The following is a 19,657-nucleotide window of genomic DNA, read 5'->3' on the forward strand; positions in this document are numbered from 1 at the left end:
TCGGGCGCCGGTTCACACACCGGCAAGCGAACGCGCCGGGAGCCAGCGCGCGAACAGCAGAATGGCAGACCGGCAACATGGCGGCCTGCGGCGGGCTTAGATCAGCCAGCTCTGCTTCAGAGAAAGATGGGTGCGGCCATTACGGGCCGGCAGCGCGAGTGCCGTAGCCTGATCTGCCCGTACAAGGACGGCCTCGGCCCGCGTGTCAGCACGAGACAAGACTCGCGCGACCGCAATCGCCTGCTCACTGGAGGGGGCCAGCTGCGATTCTGCACTCAGTTCCACCTGCGCAGGCGCCACGCGGCTCTCGCCGACCATCAGGCCGGAGAGCGACGCAAGAAGCGCAGACAGGAGGATCATCAATTGCAAGTCGCAGGCATCCCGGCCGGTAAGACGCACCCCACATAGGATGCGGCAAGCGGTTCGTCTACGCCCTTCACCATGAACGATCCGGAAACGGGCCGTCCATGGCTCGTGCAGGATCAGACGAGCCGGCTCTGCTTGAGCGCCGCCGCAATGAAGCTGGCAAACAGCGGGTGCGGATCGAACGGCTTGGACTTGAGCTCCGGATGGAACTGCACGCCGATGAACCATGGGTGATCCGGCCGCTCGACGATCTCCGGCAGCGTGCCGTCCGGCGACATGCCCGAGAAGATGAGGCCGCCCTGCTCAAGCGGTTTGCGATAGGCTGCGTTCACCTCGTAGCGATGCCGATGGCGCTCGCTGATATCGTCGGCACCGTAGATGCTGGAAACGACGCTGTTGCCGCTGAGCTTGGCCGGATAGGCACCCAGGCGCATGGTGCCGCCAAGGTCGGTATCGACATTGCGGGTCTGCAGCCCCTCGGCGCTCATCCACTCGGTGATGAGGCCCACAACCGGCTCGCTGGTCTCGCCGAACTCGGTGGTCGAGGCGCGCTCGATCCCGGCGGTGTTCCGCGCACCCTCGATGCAGGCCATCTGCATGCCGAGGCAGATGCCGAAGAAGGGCACGCCCCGCTCGCGCGCGAACCGCACGGAGGCAATCTTTCCTTCCGAACCGCGCACGCCAAAGCCGCCCGGCACAAGAATGCCGTGCATCGGCTCAAGCTGGGCCGCGATGTCGCTGTCTTCGGCCTCGAACAGCTCGGCATCGAGCCACTGGACCTTCACCTTCACGCGATTGGCCAGCCCGCCATGCACGAGCGCCTCGTGCAGCGACTTGTAGGCATCCGGCAAGCCGACATATTTGCCGACGACACCGATGGTCACTTCCCCTTCGGGGTGAACCTGCCGGTCCATGATGTCGAACCAGCGGGTCAGGTCCGGCTCGCGCGAGCCTTCGATGCCGAAGGCGCTCAGCACGGCGCGGTCCAGCCCTTCGCGGTGATACTGCACCGGCACGGCATAGATGCTGCTGGCGTCGAGCGCGGGAATCACGGCTTCCGTGCGCACATTGCAGAACAAGGCGATTTTCGCCCGCTCGCTGTCCGGCAGCGGATGCTCAGTGCGGCAGAGCAGAATGTCGGGCTGAATGCCGAGCGAAGTCAACTCGCGCACGCTATGCTGGGTCGGCTTGGTCTTCAACTCGCCGGCCGCCGCAATATAGGGCACCAGCGTCACATGCACGAGCACGGTCTGGCCGTGGCCCAGCTCATTGCGGAGCTGGCGGATGGCCTCCATGAACGGCAGGCTCTCGATGTCGCCCACCGTGCCTCCGATCTCGCACAGCACGAAATCGACATCGTCCGTCTCGGCCAGAGCGAAGCGCTTGATCTCGTCCGTCACGTGCGGGATCACCTGCACGGTGGCGCCCAGATAATCGCCGCGCCGCTCGCGCTGGATGATCGTCTGGTAGATGCGCCCTTGCGTCACATTGTCGGCCTGCCGGCTCGCAACGCCCGTGAAGCGCTCATAATGGCCAAGATCGAGATCGGTCTCCGCCCCGTCGTCCGTCACATAGACTTCGCCATGTTGATAAGGCGACATCGTGCCGGGATCGACATTGAGGTAAGGATCGAACTTACGGGTGCGGACCTTGTAGCCACGCGCTTGGAGGAGCGCCGCAAGCGACGCAGCCATAAGGCCTTTTCCAAGCGAGGAGACCACGCCGCCGGTGATGAATATGAACCGCGCCATGGGAGAGGAGGCTTACGCTGAACTCGAACGGAAGGGCAAGCGAACGAATCCGCTACCGGTGAAAAAAACTGGTGGATCGTTACTGCGCGAGCGGGGCGCCAGCAGCGCCATTGGCAGGCGCCGAGGCCGGACCGGCCGGTGCTGCCGCGCTGTTGGCCGCGCCGGAAATGCCATCACCATCGGCAATCGGCGCCGACATGTCGCTGGTGCCGGACTGGCCGACCAGCGAGGTATCGATCGTCGCTGCCCGGTGCTGCGTGGCGGCAATCACAGCCAGCACAATGCTCATGCCCACGAACAAAGTCGCGAGAATCTTGGTCGCCCGGCTGAGGAAATCCGCCGCGCCACGCGCCGACATCAGGCCGGACGGGCTGCCACCGCCACCCATCCCAAGCCCGCCACCCTCGGACCGCTGCATCAGAATGACAGTGACGAGCGCGAAGGCGATGATCGCCTGGACGACAAGGAGAAAGGTGAACAGCATGAGCGGTTAGGACATCCCGACGGGTGTTGAAGCAGCGCCCTTAGCGCGCATTGCGCCGGGCATCAACCTTTGCGGCAGGCCGGAGCAAATCCGCTCAGCCGTGGAAATAATCATAGACCGTCTGCGCGACCGCCGATGAAACGCCGGGCGCGCGCTGGAGGTCCTCGAGGCTGGCGTTGCGCACGGCGCGCGCCGTGCCGAAATGCATGAGCAGCGCCTTCTTGCGCGCGGGGCCGATGCCGGGGACCTCGTCCAGCGAACTGACAGTGATCGCCTTGGCCCGCTTCTGCCGGTGCGCGCCGATTGCGAAACGATGCGCCTCGTCGCGCAGCCGCTGCAGGTAGAATAGCACCGGGTGATTGACTGGCAGTTGGAAGTCCCGCCCGTCCAGCAGGTGGAACACTTCCCTGCCCTCGCGGCCATGATGCGGCCCCTTGGCGACGCCGACCATCGGCACATCCTCGATGCCCATTTCTTCCAGCGCCTTGCGCGCTGCGTTGAGCTGGCCCCGGCCGCCATCGATCAGCACCAGGTCTGGCCATTCCCCGGATTCGCGATCGGGATCTTCCTCGGCGGCGCGGCCGAAGCGGCGGCCGAGCACTTCGCGCATCATGCCATAATCGTCGCCCGCGACCGTCTCCGGGCGCTTGATGTTGAACTTGCGATAGCCGCTCTTGCGGAAACCCTCCGGCCCCGCCACCACCATGGCCCCCAGCGCGCTCGTGCCCTGGATATGGCTGTTATCGTAAATCTCGATGCGATTGGGCGGCCCTTCCAGACCCAGCAGTTCGGCCATGTCGGCTAGAATTTTGCCCTGCGCGCTGCTCTCGGCCTGACGGCGCTCCAGCGCTTCCTCGGCATTGCGCTGGGCCTGCTTGATGAGCTTCACACGGCCGCCCCGCTGCGGCACCTCGATGCGCACCTTGCGCTCCAGCTTCTGGCTCAGCGCCTCGGCGAGCAGCAGCGTCTCGGATGGTTCGCGGTCGCAGAGCACCAGCGGCGCCGGCGGCACATCCTCATAGAATTGCGCCATGAACTGCATCAGCACTTCGTCCTCGCCCACCTCGGCGGTGTGGACCGGGAAGAAGCTGCGATGCCCCCAATTCTGGCCGCCGCGAATGAAGAAGGCCTGGATGCACATGCCGCCATTGCGGCTGGCGAGCGCGAAGATATCGGCATCGCCCAACCCCTCGGCGTGGATCGCCTGACTGCCCTGGATGAAGGTCAGCGCCTTGAGCCGGTCCCGGTAGACCGCCGCCATCTCGTAATCGAGCGACTCCGCCGCCGCATTCATCGCCTCACCGAGCCGCGCCTGCACCGCCGTGGACTTGCCGCCGAGAAAGTCCTGCGCGTCCTGCTTCAGGGCCGCATAATCGGCCTCGTTGATCCGCCCGACGCAGGGCGCGGAGCAGCGGCGAATTTGGTAGAGCAGGCAGGGCCGCGAGCGATTGGCGAAGAAGCTGTCCGTGCAACTACGCAGCAAAAACAGCTTCTGCAGCGCATTGAGCGTCTTGCGCACCTGCCCTGCCCCGGCGAACGGCCCGTAATATTGCCCCTTGTAGCGCCGCGCGCCGCGATGAAGCTGCACGCGCGGAAAGGCGTGATCCTCGCGCAGCAGGATGAACGGGAAGCTTTTGTCATCGCGCAGCAGCACATTGTAGGGTGGCCGAAAGCGCTTGATGAGCTGCGCTTCCAACAGCAGCGCCTCGGCCTCGCTCTGGGTGGTGACGATCGTCATCGAGCGGGTCTGCGAGACCATGCGCTGCAGCCGGCGCGGCAGGCGATCGACCTGAGTGTAGTTGGACACCCGATTCTTGAGCGCCCGCGCCTTGCCGACATACAGCACGTCGCCGCGCGCATCCTGCATTCGATACACGCCGGGTCGCGTGCCCAAGGTCTTCAGCGTCTCGCGAATCGCCGCGACGCCGGCGTCCACGTCCGGCAGTTCACTGCCACGGATTGTGGAGGTCGCCTTTTCTTCGTTGAAGCGATTGGGGGACGATGGCCGCTCGGTCATCCGCGCCATTTAGGCGCCCGAGGCGAACAGGACAACGGCCTCCTGCCTCAACCGACCGAACCACGACCCTTCAAAAGCAGAAAGGCCGGACCGATCGCTCGGCCCGGCCTTTCTAAGCCATCAATCTGTAGGTCGTTCAGTGCGCGAGCTTGCCGATCACGTCGTCGACGAGGCCCTTGTCGGCCGCGGCACTGTGGGTCTCGCGGATCAGCACGCCGGCTGCTGCCGTCGCCGCTGCAGCCGCCTTGGCGCGCACATCGGCAATGGCCGCGCGCTCAGCTGCGGCGATCTTGTCTTCCGCCATCTTCTGGCGACGGACGACCAGCGCTTCAGCTTCCGCCTGCGCTGCGGTGATGAGATCGGCCGCTTCCTGCTCGGCGGCCGCGCGCATCGCATCGGCTTCCTTGGCGACGGAGGCGATCCGGCCTTCATACTCGGCCTTGAGCGCTTCGGCTTCCTTGCGGAGCCGCGCGGCTTCGTCGAGCTGATTGCGGATCGTCGCGATCTTGGCGTCCAGCGACCGGGCGATGAGCGCCGGCACCTTCTTCCAGATCAACACCGCGATGAAGACCAACATCGAAAGGCTGACCCAGCCCGTCGCGTCCATCCACAGCGCTGTGGGGTCCTGGATGTGCTCCTCAGGCCCGCCGACCGCTTCTGTCGCGGCATGAACGTCGCCGCTCAGGGCCTGGACCTTGTCGGCATTCTCGAGATTGAACTGGACGGCCTGCGATCCATTGTCGCTCGCCGATGCCGCATTGGCGGCCTGTGCCATGTGGGAATTGGCCATATCAGAGTACCGCCTTCACTGCCTTGAGCGCCGCATCCGGCGACACCTGCGTGCCGGCGACCTTCTGCACGATGTCCGCTGCGGCGTCCGCTGCAACGGTTTCGATCTGCGCCAGCGCCTTCACGCGGCCAGCCTCGATCTCGCCCTCCGCTGCGGCCAGCTTTTCGCTGAGCGCCGCGTCGGTCTTGGCCAGCGCAGCCTCGCGATTGCGAGCAGCTTCGGCCTTTGCCTGGGCCAGACGGCCCTGCGCAGCGGCACGCGCTTCATTTTCCTTCGCCCGCCAGTCGGCTTCGAGCGCATCGGCCTTGGCCGAATTCGCACGGGCCGCTTCGAGATCGTCGGCGATCTTCTTGTCGCGCGCATCCACCGTGGACTGGATCTTCGGCACCATGCCGCGACCGATCACGAAAAACACGAACCCGAATGTCAGCAGAACCCAGAAGATCTGCGACGAGTAGGTTGCGGCGAGCTGGGCTATCTGAGGCATATCACCTGTCCGTTTGCGCGGTCCGGCGGCAGCCCGTCATTGGGCAGCCGCCGGCTCCACATCATCGTCTGTCGTCTTGCGGGCGATCAGGCGACGAAGATCAGGATCATCGCGACGACGAACGCCAGCAGGCCGAGAAGCTCTGCGGCGGCGAAGCCGATGAACAGACGGCCCTGCTGGCCGTCGGCAGCGCCCGGATTGCGCAGCGCGCTCTCAAGGAACGAGCCGAAGACGTTACCCACGCCGAGCGCGGCCACGCCGGCACCGATAGCAGCCAGACCGGCACCGATCAGCTTTGCGGCTTCTGCGTCCATGTTACTTAACTCCTTTTCTGAAACTCGATTTGGTCGTTGGTTGAAACTCAGTGCAGATGCTCGGCGTCGTGGATGTACAGCGACGTGAGCAGTGCGAAAACATAGGCCTGGATGCCAGCGACCAGGATCTCCAGCGCGGAGATGCCGACCATCAGGGCAAAGCTGGGGATGCCGACGCCAAGGCCGGGCGCCACGCCGGCAGCCGAAGCGTTGATCACGAAGCCGGCAAGCACCTTGAGCAGAATGTGACCGGCGATCATCGCGACGAACAGTCGCAGGCCCAGCGAGAAGGGACGCACCATGAACGAGACGAACTCGATGATGGGGATCAGCCAGATCAGCCACAGCGGCGTGCCGTGCGGTACGAACAGCGAGAAGAACTTGAGGCCATGCTTCCAGAAGCCTACGATCAGCACGATCGAAAAGCTCAGGATCGCGAGAACGCCGGTGACCGTGAAGTGGCTGGTGAAGGTGAAGGGATGCAGGCCGAAAATGCCGATGGGCAGCAGGCCGAGCAGATTGGCGAAGAGGATGAACATGAACAGCGAGAAGATGTAGGGCACATATTTGCGCCCGCCCTTGCCGATATTGTCATCAGTCAGCTTCGCGATGAAGCCGGTCATCGACTCTACAGCCGCCTGCCAGCGCCCCGGCACCAGATCGCGCTTCATGCCGAGCAGCATGAAGCCCCACAGAACGACGACCGTGATCACCATCCACAGCGCGCTGTTGGTGAACGCAATGTTGTAACCACCGAGGCTCCACTGTTCGGTACCGAACAGCGGCTCGATGGCGAACTGGTGCATAGGATCGATCTTGCCGGGTTCTGCCACGTCTGATTCCCAAAAAGCCGTCTGCGATTATGACGAAAGCGCCCTTACTTCTCAGGACGCTTCATCGAAATCTTCCAAATATTCCTGAAGGCTACGATGATCCCCAGAAAGAGGAAAACCAGCAGGAGCCAGGGCGATGTGCCAATGAACCGGTCCAGGACCCATCCAATCAGCGCGCCGCCGACAAGACCGCCGATCAGCTCCGCAAGAACCCGGTTGCCGAGGCGATAATTCTTATCGCCGCCAACTTCCCGGTCCGCTCCGGTCCTGACCTTTTCGACTGCCTCGGCACGTTCCAACCGCTCGCTGAGCGACTTGATGCGTTCATCTTCGGCAATCGGGTCTCGCCCAGGTTCGGTCTCTGTCATCGTGCCAACTCCCGTTCACGCCAAGAGACGTAAAAACCAGCGCTGCATGACGTGCCTGAGCCGCCCCCGTCAAGGCGCGGCCCGTGTAGAAAGCGTTGGCGTGCAAGTCAACACTGGTGACCGCGCCGGAGGGATCAGGCGGATTTTCGAGGAAAATTAGGCCCTCAGTGGCGCGAATCGCTCAGCGTGTGGCGGTGGCGCAATAATCCGGCAGCGCAATCGGCCCGGCGCCTTTGGTCTGCCACGGACCATTGCCGATCCGGTAGATCTGCCCTTCCGAGACGCGCCCGGCCAGCGTCTGACAACCGGTCACGGCCGCCATGTCCTGCACGGTCACGCCACGCTTGGCCGCCAGATCGGTATAGGCCGCGCGGCGCTTGATGTTGAGCGCATCCACGGCGGCGCGCACATCGCTGCTCACCGAGCCGTTGACGCCCAGATAGCCATCCGACTGCTCACCGACCGTGCCGGCCGACTTGGCGGCGCTCACTACGGCGTCCTGCGCGACGGCCGGAGCCGCTCCGACGACGCTGAGACCGAAAACTGCCGCAAGCGCTGCGGCGCGAATGCTGTGCATATATGTCATTTCGGGAATAGCTCCGGATTGTTCTCGATGAGGTCCTTGGCGTCCTGCTGCAGGCGCACGACCACTTCCTGCTGAATCTTCACGTTGAGATTGATCTCGATCGGCTTTTCGGGCGCGCGCACCTGAATGCAGCCGCCTGCCGCTCCGGCAAGCGCCAGCCCCAAGCCCAGTCGCGTTGCGCGCGATATCCATCGTCGGTGCCTCATTTCCTGTCCCCTTCTATCCTCTTGTCGCTGTCCGCCGGCTGAACGGCCACCCCGGAACCCCGCGTGGACGCCCCGCTGCCGACGGGCACAAACTGGTCGCCCAGACTGCCATTGATGAGCTTGGTCGGATCGGAAAGCCCAGTCGCAGTGTTGAGCAGCCCCCGGAAGGGCGCCTCGATCCGCACATTGAACAGGAAGGGCAGGCCAAGGAACGGTCGCGCCAGGAAGCTGCGGCGCGTTTCTTCCGTGCCCTGATTGACCCCGTTGATGCTGACCTGCGTGACGAACTCGCCATCGATGGCGCCATCCAGCCGGATTGCGAGGCAGCGATAGCCCAAATTCTTGAGCGCATCGAAGGCCAGCCGCGCCATTGCATTGAGCTGCGCATTGGACACCTCACCCACGTAAGAAAGGCGTCCGGCCCGGCGCTCTGGATCGCATGGGATCGTCAGGCCTTGCGTGCTGGTGAGGTAGCGTGGCTCGTCGCCCTCTTGCCGCACAACCAGCAGGCCGCCAACGATCCGCCCGCCATCCTTGTCGAACACCATCGGCAGCAGACCATCGAAGGTGCCCGTCGCGGAAATGTTCTCCAGCTCCAGCGTGTTGATAAAGGCGCCCGCATCCAGCCCGACGACGCGGAAGGTGAGATTGCGCGGCTGGCGCGAATCCAGCGCGAGCGGCGCGGGCATCAGCTCCAGCATACCGCCGGAGAACGGCCAGCGCCCGCCCTCGATCTCCGCCACCTCGCTGGAGAGCAATTGATAGCGAATGGTGCCGTCGCGCACCTCGATGCCCGGGTTGACGCTCTCCACCGTCACCACCTGGCCGGGTTCGGTGCGCAGGCCAAGCAGGTCCGTGAAGCGGATCGTCGTCGACAGGCCGGCGACCGGGCCGAAGGCGGCCGCGAAAGCCATGTTCTCGGTCGAGAATGTCCCGTCGCTGGTCACCTTGTCGCCGGTCCAGCGGATCTGGCCGGCGCCGTTCACAACTCCAGCGACATTGGCGACCACGCCCAGCGAGAGCGGCGTGAGATCGTCCGGCTGAAGCGCATTGCCGAAGCGCAAGTCTTTCACCGTCAGATCGGCGCGGCCTGCGCCACGGCTGAGGTCGTGCCGGATCACCACATCGGCGACCTTGGCCTTTCGTTCCGGGTGCACCAGCACACCGGTCGCCTCGATGCGATTATCGGCCAGGGTCAGGTGCACCTGCTCGCCGGCCAGCGGATTGAAGCGCCGATCGGCTTGCGTATCCGCGACGCGCAGATTGCCATCGACGGCCAGACGTCCGTCGGCGAACTGCCATTGCCCTTCCATGGCGGTGAGATCGAGCGGCACAGAGCCGATCCGCCCACGCCCCGCCGAAATCGTCCCGGCGAGGCCACCCGCCGACCCACGTCCGCCCGTCAGGCGATCGGCAGCGAGCCGGACCGGGGCTTCGGCCGCGCCAATGCGCACGTTCGGCTGCTGGATTTCGAAGCGGCCAGTGGTGAGGCCGTAACGCGCGGCGCTGGCATCAAATGCGAAGGGATTGTCGCCCAGCCGGCCGCGCAATGCCACATCGCGGATCGCGGCCGCGCTCTCCCCCAGCCCGCAAACCTGCAACGCCGCAGGATCGAGCACGAGGCCGGACATGCTGAGCGAAGCCCAGCGCAACGGCACACAAGTCCCTGATAGACTGACCGACCCGCCTGCCCCGATGCGAGCATCCAGCGGCATCTGCAGGCCCTTGACCGCGCCGCCCGGCAAGGGACCGTCCAGCGTCACCTGGGTCTGCACGCTGCCGTGCCCCGCGCCATCCATGGCAAAGCGCAGCGGGGTGAGCGCGAGCCGCGCCCCGCCGGCATTATAAGGTCTCAACGTCGCGGTGCCAAGCACGCCGCCCTGCTCCAGCGTGGCGAACTCGATTCGGCCCTCCGGCAGATCGCCACCGGCGATGTCCAGCCGTCCCGACGCGCGCAGGCCACCGGGCCAGTCGATGCGCACCGCGCTGCCTTCCCAATTCTCGATCCGCGCGCCGCTCGCCGAGCGCAGCGCGAAGCGGTCAAGCCGGGCATTACCTTGCGCGCCAAGCATATTGACCTGGCCTGCCAGTTCGATGTGATTGCGCCGGCCGATCGCCTCGACTGCGCGCGCCAGCTTGTGCGCGATCGGTTCCAGTGGACTGCCATCGGCCGCCGAAGCGAGGCGCGCAAGATTGATCCCGCGAGCCGGCCGGGCATTTTCGATGGTCCCGGTGCCTTGCCACGCCAAAGCGCGATTGCGGGAATCGAGCTGCACCGCGAAATTGCCGCCCAGCTTCGCCGCGTCACTTTCAAGGCCGTCGACAAGCGCGCTAACGGCGGCAAGCGAAGCGCTCCCCCGCAGGGTATCGCCTTCGCCTTTAAAGGTAATGAGCCCGGACAGTTCCTTGAACTCGCGCTTGCCCCGCCCGTCCCCTTGCTCGGCCAATGGCGCTGCGAGGCTCACTGCACCGCCCAAGGGTTCCAACGCCAAATTTGTGCGGATGTTGAGATCGAGCGTGGGGGCCGTCAGCCGGAGCTTCGCCGCCTCGCATCCAACGCCGCTGACATGGGCAGGGCCTTTGAGGTGAATCTCGCCATTCTCGGTCGCCACGTCCACTGGCGCCCGCAGCGCCCGCAGCCTGCAATCGCCAAAGGCTAGCGCCGGGCTCGCGAGATTAAGCTGACCATTGAACCCCGACGATAACGGCCCGCTGCCATCCAGCCCCAGCTCGACCGTGCCGTTGTTGGTAACGATCCGCGCCTGTGCATCCTCGATCACCGCCGTCCAGTCGGGCAGCTTGGGATCGCCCGTGCCGCCTTCCAGCAAGCGACTGACCTGACCCAAGTCCAGCGTGCCATCGGCAATCCGCCCACGCAGCCGAACGCCGCTGGCTTCAAGGCGATCGATATAAGGCCCGGTCAGGCCCCAGGCGAGTTCGAGCTCGATGAAGCGGACCGTGAGATCGGGCGATTTCGGGTCGCCAATGACGAGATTGTCCAGCCGCTGGTGCTGCGGACCGATCCGCGTGATCTCATATCGGCCCTGTACGCCCCGCTTGGCCAGTTCCCGCGCGATGAAGCTGTCGGCAATCGGCTCGCGCGCCAGCCAGAGGCCGCCCGCGACCAGCAGCAGCGCCGTCGCGCTCCCGCCGGCAATCCAGCGCACACGTTGACGGCGCCGGTGCAGCCGCTCTGCTGCACCCGCCTCTAGTCCGTCATCCTCTTCGACCCACTCGGTCAGACGTTTATCCCCGTCATTCCCGCTTGCCGCTCTGCCGGCTCGCGCTTAGCTACAATGTTCATGGGCGAAGGGCGATCCCGGGGCAAGAGCGAGACGAGTCATGATGGCGTTGGCCACCGCGCCCGCCTGCGGCAGCGACTCGCGTCCGGACCGGATGGGCTGCTCGACCATGAACTGATCGAATATCTGCTCGCGCTCGCCCTGCCGCGCCGGGATACCAAGCCGCTGGCAAAGGCCCTGATCGCCCGCTTCGGCTCGTTGGGCGCCGTGCTCAGCGCCGATTGGGCCACGCTGATGCAGGTCGACGGCATGGGCGAGACCACGACCGCCGCGCTCAAGGCGACACAGGCCGCCGCCCTGCGGATGCTCCGCAACGAGGTGGCGGAACGGCCGGTGCTGGCATCATGGCAGGCCCTGCTCGATTATCTGCGCGCCGACATGGCCTATCTCTCGATCGAGCGCGTGCGCGTGCTTCATCTCAATGCCCGCAACATCCTGCTGCGCGACGACCATATGGGGGACGGCTCGGTGGATGAAGCTGCCATCTATGCCCGGCAAGTTGCCCGTCGCGCGCTGGAATTCGGCTCGGCCGGCGTCATTCTCGTCCACAATCATCCCAGCGGTTTGCCCGAGCCGAGCCGGCAGGACATCCTCATGACTCGCGACGTCATCGCCGCGCTCAAGCCCCTCGGCGTTACCGTGCACGATCATGTCATCGTCGCGACGGAAGGCCACCGTTCGATGCGGGCCATGGGGCTGATCTAAGGTCGCGGCGGGCTGATCAAGGCTCTGGTCAGCCCATCGACACGCGCACCGTCGCAGACGATTCGCCTCATGTTTCCGCAACCACCCATCAAAGGGATCGTTGTATTTTATTTATATATCGCAGTGTCTTGATTTGCAACCGCCGCCCTCACCCGCGTGATTTGCCCGTTTCGCCGCAGCCTGCTAGGGGCAGGCCGTCTCCAATCTGTCTCATCAGGAACCCGCCTCATGGTGCCTCGTTACGCCCGCCCGCAAATGACCGCGATCTGGGAGCCGGAAGCTCGCTTCCGCATCTGGTTCGAGATCGAGGCTCACGCGACCGAAGCGCTGGCCGAGTTGGGCGTAGTGCCCAAAAGCGCCGCCAAGGCCCTGTGGGACTGGTGGGCAACCAATCCCTCCATCGACGTGCCCGCCATCGATGCCATCGAGGCTGTCACCAAGCATGACGTGATCGCCTTCCTCACCTGGGTGGCCGAGCAGGTCGGCGATGAAGCCCGCTTCATGCACCAGGGCATGACCAGCTCGGACGTGCTGGACACCTGCCTCAACGTGCAACTTGCCCGCGCGGCCGATCTGCTGATCGCCGATCTCGATGCGCTGCTGGAAGCGATCAAGCGCCGCGCGTTCGAGCACAAGCTCACGCCGACCATCGGCCGCAGCCACGGCATCCACGCCGAGCCGGTGACCTTCGGTCTCAAGATGGCGGAAGCCTATGCCGAGTTCTACCGTTGCAAGGCGCGCCTGATCGCGGCCCGTGAAGACGTCGCCACCTGCGCGATCTCCGGCGCGGTCGGCACCTTCGCCAATATCGATCCCAAGGTAGAAGAGCATGTCGCGGCCAAGCTCGGCCTCACGGTCGAGCCGGTCAGCACGCAGGTCATCCCGCGCGATCGCCACGCCATGTTCTTCTCGACGCTGGCCGTGATCGCGGGCTCCATCGAGCGGCTCTCGGTCGAAGTGCGCCACCTCCAGCGCACCGAAGTGCTGGAAGCCGAGGAATATTTCTCGCCGGGCCAGAAGGGCTCGTCGGCGATGCCGCACAAGCGCAACCCGGTGCTCACCGAGAATCTGACCGGCCTGGCCCGCATGGTGCGCGCTTATGCCCTGCCCGCGCTGGAAAATGTCGCGCTGTGGCATGAGCGGGACATCTCCCACTCCTCGGTCGAACGCTTCATCGGCCCGGACGCCACGATCACGCTCGACTTCGCCCTCGGTCGGCTCACCGGCGTGATCGACAAGCTGCTCGTCTACCCCGAGCGGATGATGAAGAACATGAACCGGATGGGCGGCCTCATCCACTCGCAGCGCGTGCTGCTCGCCCTCACCCAGGCTGGCGTGAGCCGCGAGGACAGCTATGCGATGGTCCAGCGCAACGCCATGCAGGTGTGGCAGTCGGATGGTGCGCATTCGCTGCTCGATCTGCTCAAGGCCGACCCGGCCGTTTCCGCGCACCTCTCCGGTCCACAGCTCGAGGCACTGTTCGACCTCGACTATCATCTGAAGCATGTCGACACGATCTTCACGCGGGTGTTCGGAACCGCTGGCTGACACGCCCGTTCCGGAAGCTCCCATGTCCGCAGGGAGGCGTTGAACTGCGCCCCTAGGCAAGCCGTCGCGGCGCGCTTATGGTCAGGCTCTACGGACCAAGCAGAGGAAGAGAAGCCATGCAGTTCCTCCGGACAGCCTTCTGGGTCGTACTGGCGATCATCATCGTCATTTTCAGCTTCGCCAACTGGACCCCCGTAATGATCAATCTGTGGGGCGGTCTCCAGCTTGAAACCAAGCTGCCGGTTCTCGTGATCGTCGCGTTTCTCGCCGGTTCGCTGCCGTTCTGGGCGCTGCACAAGGCCACCAAATATCGGATGCGCCGGCGGCTCGACAGCGCCGAGCGCGCCCTCGCGGCTTCCGCGCCGGCTGCGACGGCGCCGGTGGTTCACACCCTGGACCACCCCGCGCCAACCGCCACGCCCGATCACATCACCCCCGCGGGATTCGACCCCGCACCGCCCGTTCGCACGATCGATGTGCGGGTGGACGACGATCTCAAACCGGCAGGCAGAACCGACACTCCATGACCAGCATTATCTATATCGCCATCGACACGCCCTCCCTGCCCCATGCGCAGGAGCTGGTTCAGAAGGTCCGCAACCATGTCGGCGGCATCAAGCTGGGGCTGGAATTCTTCTGCGCCAATGGCCACCATGGCGTGCATGAGATGCGCAAGTTCGGCTTGCCGATCTTTCTCGACCTGAAGCTTCACGACATTCCGAACACGGTCGCCAAGGCGGTTCAGGCCCTGCACGCGCTCGAACCGTCGATCCTCACCGTCCATGCCTCTGGCGGACGGGCGATGCTGGAAGACGCCAAGGCCGCGGCCGGGGTCCACACCAAGGTCGTCGCCGTGACGACGCTCACGAGCCTTGACCAGACCGATCTGGAGGAAACCGGCGTCCGCGGCGGTACGCAGGAACAGGTCGAGCGGCTGACCCTGCTCGCAAAGGAGGCCGGTCTCGACGGCATCGTCTGCTCCGGCAATGAGGTCGCCCGCGCGCGCAAGCTGTGGCCCGCCGGCTTCTTTGTCGTGCCCGGCGTGCGCCCGAGCGGTGCCAGCAAGGGCGATCAGAAGCGCGCGGTCACGCCGCGTGAAGCGGTGGATGCTGGCGCATCGCTGCTGGTCATTGGCCGCCCGATCACCCAGTCGCCCGAGCCTGATATGGCGGCACGCGAAATCGAGGCGACGCTTTAGGCGACAGACGACATACTCCCCTCCTCTTCAGAGGAGGGGCCAGGGGGTGGTGGCGATGCGTAGCATCGCTCTATCGGTGAATAACCGAGAGGTTGCTGCACCACCCCAACCCCTCCTCTGAAGAGGAGGGGCTAAATCCGGCCCTGAATACTTCGCGTAATTCAACAGCGGGATGTGCTTGGGCAACACGGCACGCATCGTCCACGACTCCGGCGCAGATCCGGCCCATTGCCCGAGCCGCGTCCCACCGCAAATACGCAAAACCTCGTATCAACAGCAGCGAGCCGCAGGCCGATCACTGGCTTCGCGACGAGGTGCTGCACAGGTTGGTGCGAGTCGGGTCAAGGCCCGGTTCGCCCACCATGGCTCCCCTCACGCAAAGGGGTGACATGGGATATAACCACATATGACAGACACTAACGCGCTGCGCATGAGCAAGCGTGATCTGCTGGCGCTCATTGGAACCACGGCGGGCGCATCGGCGATGTACATGGCGATGTCGAGCCTCGGCCAGGCTCAGGCCTCGACGTTCAAGGGACCGATCAAGCTGGAGGGCGGCGCGAAGGGCGCGAGCGTGCTCATTCTGGGCGCCGGCGTCGCGGGGATGACCGCCGCGCTGGAACTCAGCCGCGCCGGCTACAAGGTTCAGGTGCTGGAGTATAACGACCGCGTGGGCGGCCGCTCCTGGACGCTCAAGGGCGGCGACACCTACACTGAACTCGGCGGCGCGACGCAGAAGTGCGACTTCGCGCCCGGCAACTACATAAATCCCGGCCCGTGGCGCATTCCATGGCACCACCATGGCATCATGCATTATTGCCGAGAACTGGGCGTGGCCCTCGAGCCGTTCATGCAGGTCAACTATAACGCCTATGTTCACTCGACCAAGGCGTTCGGCGGGGCCCCGCAGCGCTACCGGCATGTGCAAGCGGATTTCTACGGCCATGTCAGCGAATTGCTCGCCAAGGCAGTCAACAAGAATGCCCTGGCGGATACGCTCAGCAAGGAGGATGGCGACATCCTGCTGGAATCCCTGCGGAGCTGGGGCGCGCTCGACAAGGATATGCGCTATGTAAAGGGCCGCGAGTCCAGCAACCGCCGTGGCTGGGAGAAGCAGCCAGGCGGCGGCCTGACTGCCGAGCCCATCCCCTCCGAGCCGATGACCGCCGAAACGGTGCTCCGCTCACGCCTGTGGCGCTCGATCGGCGGCAACCTCACCTGGGATCATGAGTTCGCCATCTTCCAGCCGGTCGGCGGCATGGAAATGGTCGCCAAGGGCTTTGAGCGGGCGGTCGGCCATCTGGTTCGCCTCAACAGCAAGGTCACGGCGATCAAGCAGGGCGCGAAAGGCGTCACGGTCGATTATGTCGACACCAAGTCCGGTGCCGCCGCGCAGGCCAAGGCTGACTGGTGCATCTGCACGATCCCGCTGCCCATCCTCGCGCAGATCGACATGAATGTCGGCCCCAAGCTGGCTGGGGCGATCCGTGCCGTGCCCTACTCGACCAGCGTCAAGGTCGGGCTGGAGTTCAAGCGGCGCTTCTGGGAGCAAGACGACCAGATCTATGGCGGCATCACCACCACGGATCTGCCGATCTCGCAGATCAGCTACCCCAGCAGCAATTATGGCGCCAGCGGCCCGGGCGTGCTTCTGGGCGCCTATACCGGCGGCTCGACCGGCTTCGAACTGACCGCGCTGCCGCCGGAAGAGCGGGTCAAGCGCGCGCTCGAATGGGGCGCGCAGATCCATCCGCAATATAAGGCCGAGTTCATGAACGGCGTGGCCGTCGGCTGGCACCGGGTGCCCTGGGTGCTCGGCTGCTTCGGGCAATGGACGGAGGAAGCGCGCGCCGAGCACTACCGGAATATGTGCGAATTCGACGGGCGGATCGTCCTGGCGGGCGAACATACCTCCTATATTGGCGGATGGCAGGAAGGCGGTATCACCTCCGCCATCGATGCGATTACGCGGCTCCATCAACGTGTCACCGCGAGCTAATATCATGAAGATCAGCACATTGGCCTTTGGCCTCGCCGCCGTCATTCTCACCGGCTCGGTTTCCGTCGCACTCGCGCAGGATGCTGCCCAGCCACGCCAGGGCGATCCCGCCGCTCTGGTCGCCCAGCAAGGCGATGCCGACGGGGCATTCGTGATGCCGGGGCGGTTCAGCGAACCCGACGGCGAAAAAATGTACAGGCGGGTCTGTGCCGCCTGCCACATGCCGGACGCAGCCGGCGCAACGGGCGCTGGCAAATATCCCGCGCTCGCCAACAACCCCAATCTCGCCGCCAGCGGCTATCCCATGCTGGTGACGCTCAAGGGCCTGAACGGCATGCCGCCGGTGGGGGAGATGATGACGGACCAGCAGGTCGCCAATGTGGTGAACTATGTCCGCACGCATTTCGGCAATCATTATGAGGACGCGATCACCGCCGAGGACGTCAAGGCGATGCGCTGAGCCGGTGCAAGCCCCGCCCTTAACGGCGGGGCTTGCGCGTCGGCGCATGGAAGTCCGCCGGCTTGCCGGCAACCCAGCGCAGAAAGGCAGCGAGCGCGGGATCACCGCGCAACGCCGCCTGATCGCGCCCCATGCGCGCCAGCTGGCCATTGCTGAAATGCGCGTGGATCGCGCGATGACAGATCGGATGCAGCGGCACCGTCTCCCGGCCGCCCTTGGCCTTGGGCACGGGATGATGCCATTCGATGCGTGCGCCCAATGGCCGCTCGCACAGCCAGCATGAATCAGGCGTGCGCTCCAACGCGTAGCTCAGCGCGCCAGCTTTTCCGCCCGCACCCGCCACGCGTCGGCGAGGACGCGGGTCTCGGCCAATTGTGCGACGCCCGCCGGATCGGCCTTATGTCCGCCTGCGATCAGCAGGTTGAACACCCGCGCAATCGGCCAGTCTTCCAAGGGGCGCTCCAGCAGGATCATCGCATCGCCTGCCTTGGCCTCACCCTGCTCGATCACGCGCAGATAGAGACCGCAATGGCCGCTCGCGATGGCCTGACCCAGCACGTCTTTGCGGCCGAAGCGCGCATTGAGCTTGGCGCAGGGCTGGCGGCCGTGGCTGATCTCCAGCACAGCGCTGCCCAGCGCGAACCGGTCTCCCAAGCACAGATTGGCTTCGGTGGCCCCGCGCGTCGCGAGATTTTCGCCGAACGCCCCCGGCGCGTCGAGCAGCGGATGATCGTCCAGCGCGCCGCGCCACCAGGCATAATGCTCATGCGGCACGAGGTGGACAGCCTTGTCATGCCCGCCATGACGAAGGGGGTCGGCGACGCTATCGCCCTCCAGCCCCAGCCAGCCGATCCGGACAGGCCCGCGCACCGCGCGTTTGCCCATGGCGCTCATCACGCCCGGCGCCAGCAAGGCCGGCGACCCGACCAGCAGCGCTTCGACGGAAAGGGAAAGGGAAAGCTCGTCCATGTCCTGTCATGACACGACCCCTGTGAGTCGCGCCAGTGCAACAACGGACGGACATGTTCCCGCCGACGGTGCAGCAGCACTTTGACCGCACGGCGCGCCTCGCTATAGGGCCTCGATGCTCCCCAGCGACCTCCGCATTGCCCTGTTCAGCGGCAACTATAATTACGTCCGCGATGGCGCCAATCAGGCCCTCAACAATCTGATGGCCTCTGCGCTCGCGAGCGGCGCCAGCGTGCGTGTCTATTCGCCCACCATCGATCCGCCGGCGTTCGAGCCGGCTGGCGAGCTGGTGTCGGTGCCGAGCTGGTCCATGCCGGGCGGCCGGGGCGAATATCGGCTCGCCAAGGGGCTTTCAGCGCAGACTCGGGCGGACCTTGCGGCTTACGCCCCCAATATCGTCCACGTCTCTGCGCCGGACATTCTGGGGCATCGCGCATCGAGTTGGGCGCGGCGGGAGGGCATTCGCTGTGTCGCCTCCCTGCACACCCGCTTTGAAACCTATCCGCGCTATTATGGCCTTGGCGTCATCGAGCCGTTGCTGGTGCGCCTGCAGACCCGCTTCTACAATCGCGTCGATCAGGTGATGGTGCCGAGCGGCAGCATGGCGACGCTGCTGCGCGAATGGGGCGTGACGACGCCGATCGGCATCTGGTCGCGCGGCATCGATCATGCCCGATTCAACCCGCAGCGGCGGGACAATGGCTGGAGGCGCTCGCTCGGCATCGCCGATGACGAGATCGCCATCGGGTTCTTGGGGCGGCTTGTTCTGGAAAAGGGCCTGGGCGTCTTTGCCGATGTGATCGCGGCGCTCAAGGCGCGCGGCGTTCGCCACCGGGTGCTGGTGATCGGTGAAGGACCCGCGCGCCAGTGGTTTGCCGAGCGGGTGCCGGAGGCGGTGTTTGCGGGTTTTCAGGGCGGCGACGATCTCGGTCGGGCGGCCGCCTGCATGGATATCTTCTTCATGCCCTCGGTCACCGAGACTTTTGGCAATGTGACGACCGAAGCCATGGCGGCGGGGGTGCCGGTGGTCGCCGCCCGCGCAACCGGCGCGATTGATCTGGTCGCGGACGGTGTGACCGGCTTCCTCGTTCCGCCGCGCGACGTGCAGGCTTATGCCGACGCCATTCAGCGCCTCATCGAAGATTCCGCCTTGCGCGCAGCGGCGGGGCAAGCTGGGCATCTGCGGGTACAGGATTACAAATGGGATCAGGTGAACGCCGCAATGATCGAAACATATTGCGGCTTGGCGAAACGCCGGGCCGGCTGACCACACC

At 65.1% G+C, this 19,657-nt stretch carries 21 protein-coding genes; 7 read left to right on the forward strand and 14 right to left on the reverse strand.

All coding sequences use genetic code 11. The features are described from left to right. Positions 1-96: 96 nt before the first annotated feature. The 12 genes from M2341_RS10505 to M2341_RS10560 all read right to left on the reverse strand — a co-directional run bounded on the left by M2341_RS10505 (position 97) and on the right by M2341_RS10560 (position 11,369). Positions 97-369 carry a hypothetical protein gene (locus M2341_RS10505; RefSeq protein WP_181559873.1) on the reverse strand — a complete coding sequence of 91 codons (273 nt, stop codon included), beginning with the start codon at positions 367-369 and terminating at the stop codon, positions 97-99. A gap of 113 nt (positions 370-482) precedes the next feature. Further along, complete coding sequence (locus tag M2341_RS10510) at positions 483-2,117, reverse strand: CTP synthase (protein WP_181559874.1); 1,635 nt, start codon at positions 2,115-2,117, stop codon at positions 483-485. 79 nt (positions 2,118-2,196) lie between these two features. Then, positions 2,197-2,598, reverse strand: a complete 402-nt coding sequence (secG, locus tag M2341_RS10515) for a preprotein translocase subunit SecG (RefSeq protein WP_181561429.1) — start codon at positions 2,596-2,598, stop codon at positions 2,197-2,199. Between the two features lie 97 nt (positions 2,599-2,695). After that, positions 2,696-4,618 carry an excinuclease ABC subunit UvrC gene (gene uvrC, locus M2341_RS10520; RefSeq protein WP_264586027.1) on the reverse strand — a complete coding sequence of 641 codons (1,923 nt, stop codon included), beginning with the start codon at positions 4,616-4,618 and terminating at the stop codon, positions 2,696-2,698. Between the two features lie 136 nt (positions 4,619-4,754). Next, entirely contained in the window at positions 4,755-5,408 is a 654-nt protein-coding gene (locus M2341_RS10525) for a F0F1 ATP synthase subunit B (RefSeq protein ID WP_413715416.1), read from the reverse strand. A gap of 1 nt (position 5,409) precedes the next feature. Beyond that, positions 5,410-5,895, reverse strand: coding sequence for an ATPase (locus tag M2341_RS10530; protein ID WP_181559876.1), 486 nt, complete (start codon positions 5,893-5,895; stop codon positions 5,410-5,412). 86 nt (positions 5,896-5,981) lie between these two features. Then, complete coding sequence (locus M2341_RS10535) at positions 5,982-6,209, reverse strand: F0F1 ATP synthase subunit C (protein ID WP_014076610.1); 228 nt, start codon at positions 6,207-6,209, stop codon at positions 5,982-5,984. Positions 6,210-6,256: 47 nt separating this feature from the next. After that, positions 6,257-7,042, reverse strand: a complete 786-nt coding sequence (locus tag M2341_RS10540; RefSeq protein WP_181559877.1) for a F0F1 ATP synthase subunit A — start codon at positions 7,040-7,042, stop codon at positions 6,257-6,259. Positions 7,043-7,086: 44 nt separating this feature from the next. Further along, positions 7,087-7,410, reverse strand: coding sequence for an AtpZ/AtpI family protein (locus tag M2341_RS10545; RefSeq protein WP_181559878.1), 324 nt, complete (start codon positions 7,408-7,410; stop codon positions 7,087-7,089). A 181-nt stretch (positions 7,411-7,591) separates the two neighbouring features. After that, complete coding sequence (locus M2341_RS10550) at positions 7,592-7,987, reverse strand: YdbL family protein (RefSeq protein WP_413715704.1); 396 nt, start codon at positions 7,985-7,987, stop codon at positions 7,592-7,594. 5 nt (positions 7,988-7,992) lie between these two features. Beyond that, a complete protein-coding gene (locus tag M2341_RS10555) occupies positions 7,993-8,202 on the reverse strand; it encodes a YnbE family lipoprotein (protein ID WP_264570578.1) in 210 nt (69 codons plus the stop codon). Then, positions 8,199-11,369, reverse strand: a complete 3,171-nt coding sequence (locus M2341_RS10560) for a YdbH domain-containing protein (RefSeq protein ID WP_264585204.1) — start codon at positions 11,367-11,369, stop codon at positions 8,199-8,201. The genes M2341_RS10555 and M2341_RS10560 overlap by 4 nt, the downstream gene beginning before the upstream one ends. A gap of 135 nt (positions 11,370-11,504) precedes the next feature. Between M2341_RS10560 and radC the strand changes: the two genes are divergently transcribed. The 6 genes from radC to M2341_RS10590 all read left to right on the forward strand — a co-directional run bounded on the left by radC (position 11,505) and on the right by M2341_RS10590 (position 17,414). Next, a complete protein-coding gene (radC, locus tag M2341_RS10565; RefSeq protein WP_264585205.1) occupies positions 11,505-12,209 on the forward strand; it encodes a RadC family protein in 705 nt (234 codons plus the stop codon). Positions 12,210-12,437: 228 nt separating this feature from the next. Continuing rightward, positions 12,438-13,757, forward strand: a complete 1,320-nt coding sequence (gene purB, locus M2341_RS10570; RefSeq protein WP_264585206.1) for an adenylosuccinate lyase — start codon at positions 12,438-12,440, stop codon at positions 13,755-13,757. A gap of 116 nt (positions 13,758-13,873) precedes the next feature. Then, positions 13,874-14,284, forward strand: a complete 411-nt coding sequence (locus tag M2341_RS10575; RefSeq protein ID WP_264585207.1) for a hypothetical protein — start codon at positions 13,874-13,876, stop codon at positions 14,282-14,284. Beyond that, on the forward strand, positions 14,281-14,955 hold the full coding sequence (pyrF, locus tag M2341_RS10580; protein WP_264585208.1) for an orotidine-5'-phosphate decarboxylase: 675 nt from the start codon (positions 14,281-14,283) through the stop codon (positions 14,953-14,955). Before M2341_RS10575 ends, pyrF begins: the two co-directional genes overlap by 4 nt. A gap of 406 nt (positions 14,956-15,361) precedes the next feature. Next, the gene (locus tag M2341_RS10585) at positions 15,362-16,954 is read left to right on the forward strand and encodes an NAD(P)/FAD-dependent oxidoreductase (RefSeq protein ID WP_264585209.1); all 1,593 of its coding nucleotides are present in this window, start codon (positions 15,362-15,364) and stop codon (positions 16,952-16,954) included. Between the two features lie 4 nt (positions 16,955-16,958). Then, complete coding sequence (locus M2341_RS10590; protein ID WP_264585210.1) at positions 16,959-17,414, forward strand: c-type cytochrome; 456 nt, start codon at positions 16,959-16,961, stop codon at positions 17,412-17,414. Positions 17,415-17,433: 19 nt separating this feature from the next. On the opposite strand, the gene M2341_RS10595 is transcribed toward M2341_RS10590, so the two are convergent. Beyond that, positions 17,434-17,715 carry an HNH endonuclease gene (locus tag M2341_RS10595; protein ID WP_181559887.1) on the reverse strand — a complete coding sequence of 94 codons (282 nt, stop codon included), beginning with the start codon at positions 17,713-17,715 and terminating at the stop codon, positions 17,434-17,436. Positions 17,716-17,723: 8 nt separating this feature from the next. Beyond that, positions 17,724-18,383, reverse strand: a complete 660-nt coding sequence (locus M2341_RS10600; RefSeq protein WP_264585211.1) for an MOSC domain-containing protein — start codon at positions 18,381-18,383, stop codon at positions 17,724-17,726. A gap of 115 nt (positions 18,384-18,498) precedes the next feature. On the opposite strand from M2341_RS10600, the gene M2341_RS10605 reads away from it, so the two are divergent. Continuing rightward, a complete protein-coding gene (locus tag M2341_RS10605) occupies positions 18,499-19,650 on the forward strand; it encodes a glycosyltransferase family 4 protein (protein WP_264585212.1) in 1,152 nt (383 codons plus the stop codon). Positions 19,651-19,657 lie beyond the last annotated feature (7 nt).

The sequence above is a fragment of the Sphingobium sp. B7D2B genome, from assembly GCF_025961895.1.
Classification (GTDB): Bacteria; Pseudomonadota; Alphaproteobacteria; order Sphingomonadales; family Sphingomonadaceae; genus Sphingobium.

Coding starts and splice junctions, on each gene's coding strand:
- purB (WP_264585206.1), top strand. CDS start 12,438: ATGGTGCCTCGTTACGCCCGCCCGCAAATGACCGCGATCTGGGAGCCG.
- M2341_RS10525 (WP_413715416.1), bottom strand. CDS start 5,408: ATGGCCAATTCCCACATGGCACAGGCCGCCAATGCGGCATCGGCGAGC.
- M2341_RS10550 (WP_413715704.1), bottom strand. CDS start 7,987: ATGCACAGCATTCGCGCCGCAGCGCTTGCGGCAGTTTTCGGTCTCAGC.
- M2341_RS10545 (WP_181559878.1), bottom strand. CDS start 7,410: ATGACAGAGACCGAACCTGGGCGAGACCCGATTGCCGAAGATGAACGC.
- M2341_RS10535 (WP_014076610.1), bottom strand. CDS start 6,209: ATGGACGCAGAAGCCGCAAAGCTGATCGGTGCCGGTCTGGCTGCTATC.
- uvrC (WP_264586027.1), bottom strand. CDS start 4,618: ATGACCGAGCGGCCATCGTCCCCCAATCGCTTCAACGAAGAAAAGGCG.
- M2341_RS10585 (WP_264585209.1), top strand. CDS start 15,362: ATGACAGACACTAACGCGCTGCGCATGAGCAAGCGTGATCTGCTGGCG.
- M2341_RS10530 (WP_181559876.1), bottom strand. CDS start 5,895: ATGCCTCAGATAGCCCAGCTCGCCGCAACCTACTCGTCGCAGATCTTC.
- radC (WP_264585205.1), top strand. CDS start 11,505: ATGGGCGAAGGGCGATCCCGGGGCAAGAGCGAGACGAGTCATGATGGC.
- M2341_RS10590 (WP_264585210.1), top strand. CDS start 16,959: ATGAAGATCAGCACATTGGCCTTTGGCCTCGCCGCCGTCATTCTCACC.
- M2341_RS10600 (WP_264585211.1), bottom strand. CDS start 18,383: ATGGACGAGCTTTCCCTTTCCCTTTCCGTCGAAGCGCTGCTGGTCGGG.
- M2341_RS10555 (WP_264570578.1), bottom strand. CDS start 8,202: ATGAGGCACCGACGATGGATATCGCGCGCAACGCGACTGGGCTTGGGG.
- M2341_RS10510 (WP_181559874.1), bottom strand. CDS start 2,117: ATGGCGCGGTTCATATTCATCACCGGCGGCGTGGTCTCCTCGCTTGGA.
- M2341_RS10575 (WP_264585207.1), top strand. CDS start 13,874: ATGCAGTTCCTCCGGACAGCCTTCTGGGTCGTACTGGCGATCATCATC.
- M2341_RS10605 (WP_264585212.1), top strand. CDS start 18,499: ATGCTCCCCAGCGACCTCCGCATTGCCCTGTTCAGCGGCAACTATAAT.
- pyrF (WP_264585208.1), top strand. CDS start 14,281: ATGACCAGCATTATCTATATCGCCATCGACACGCCCTCCCTGCCCCAT.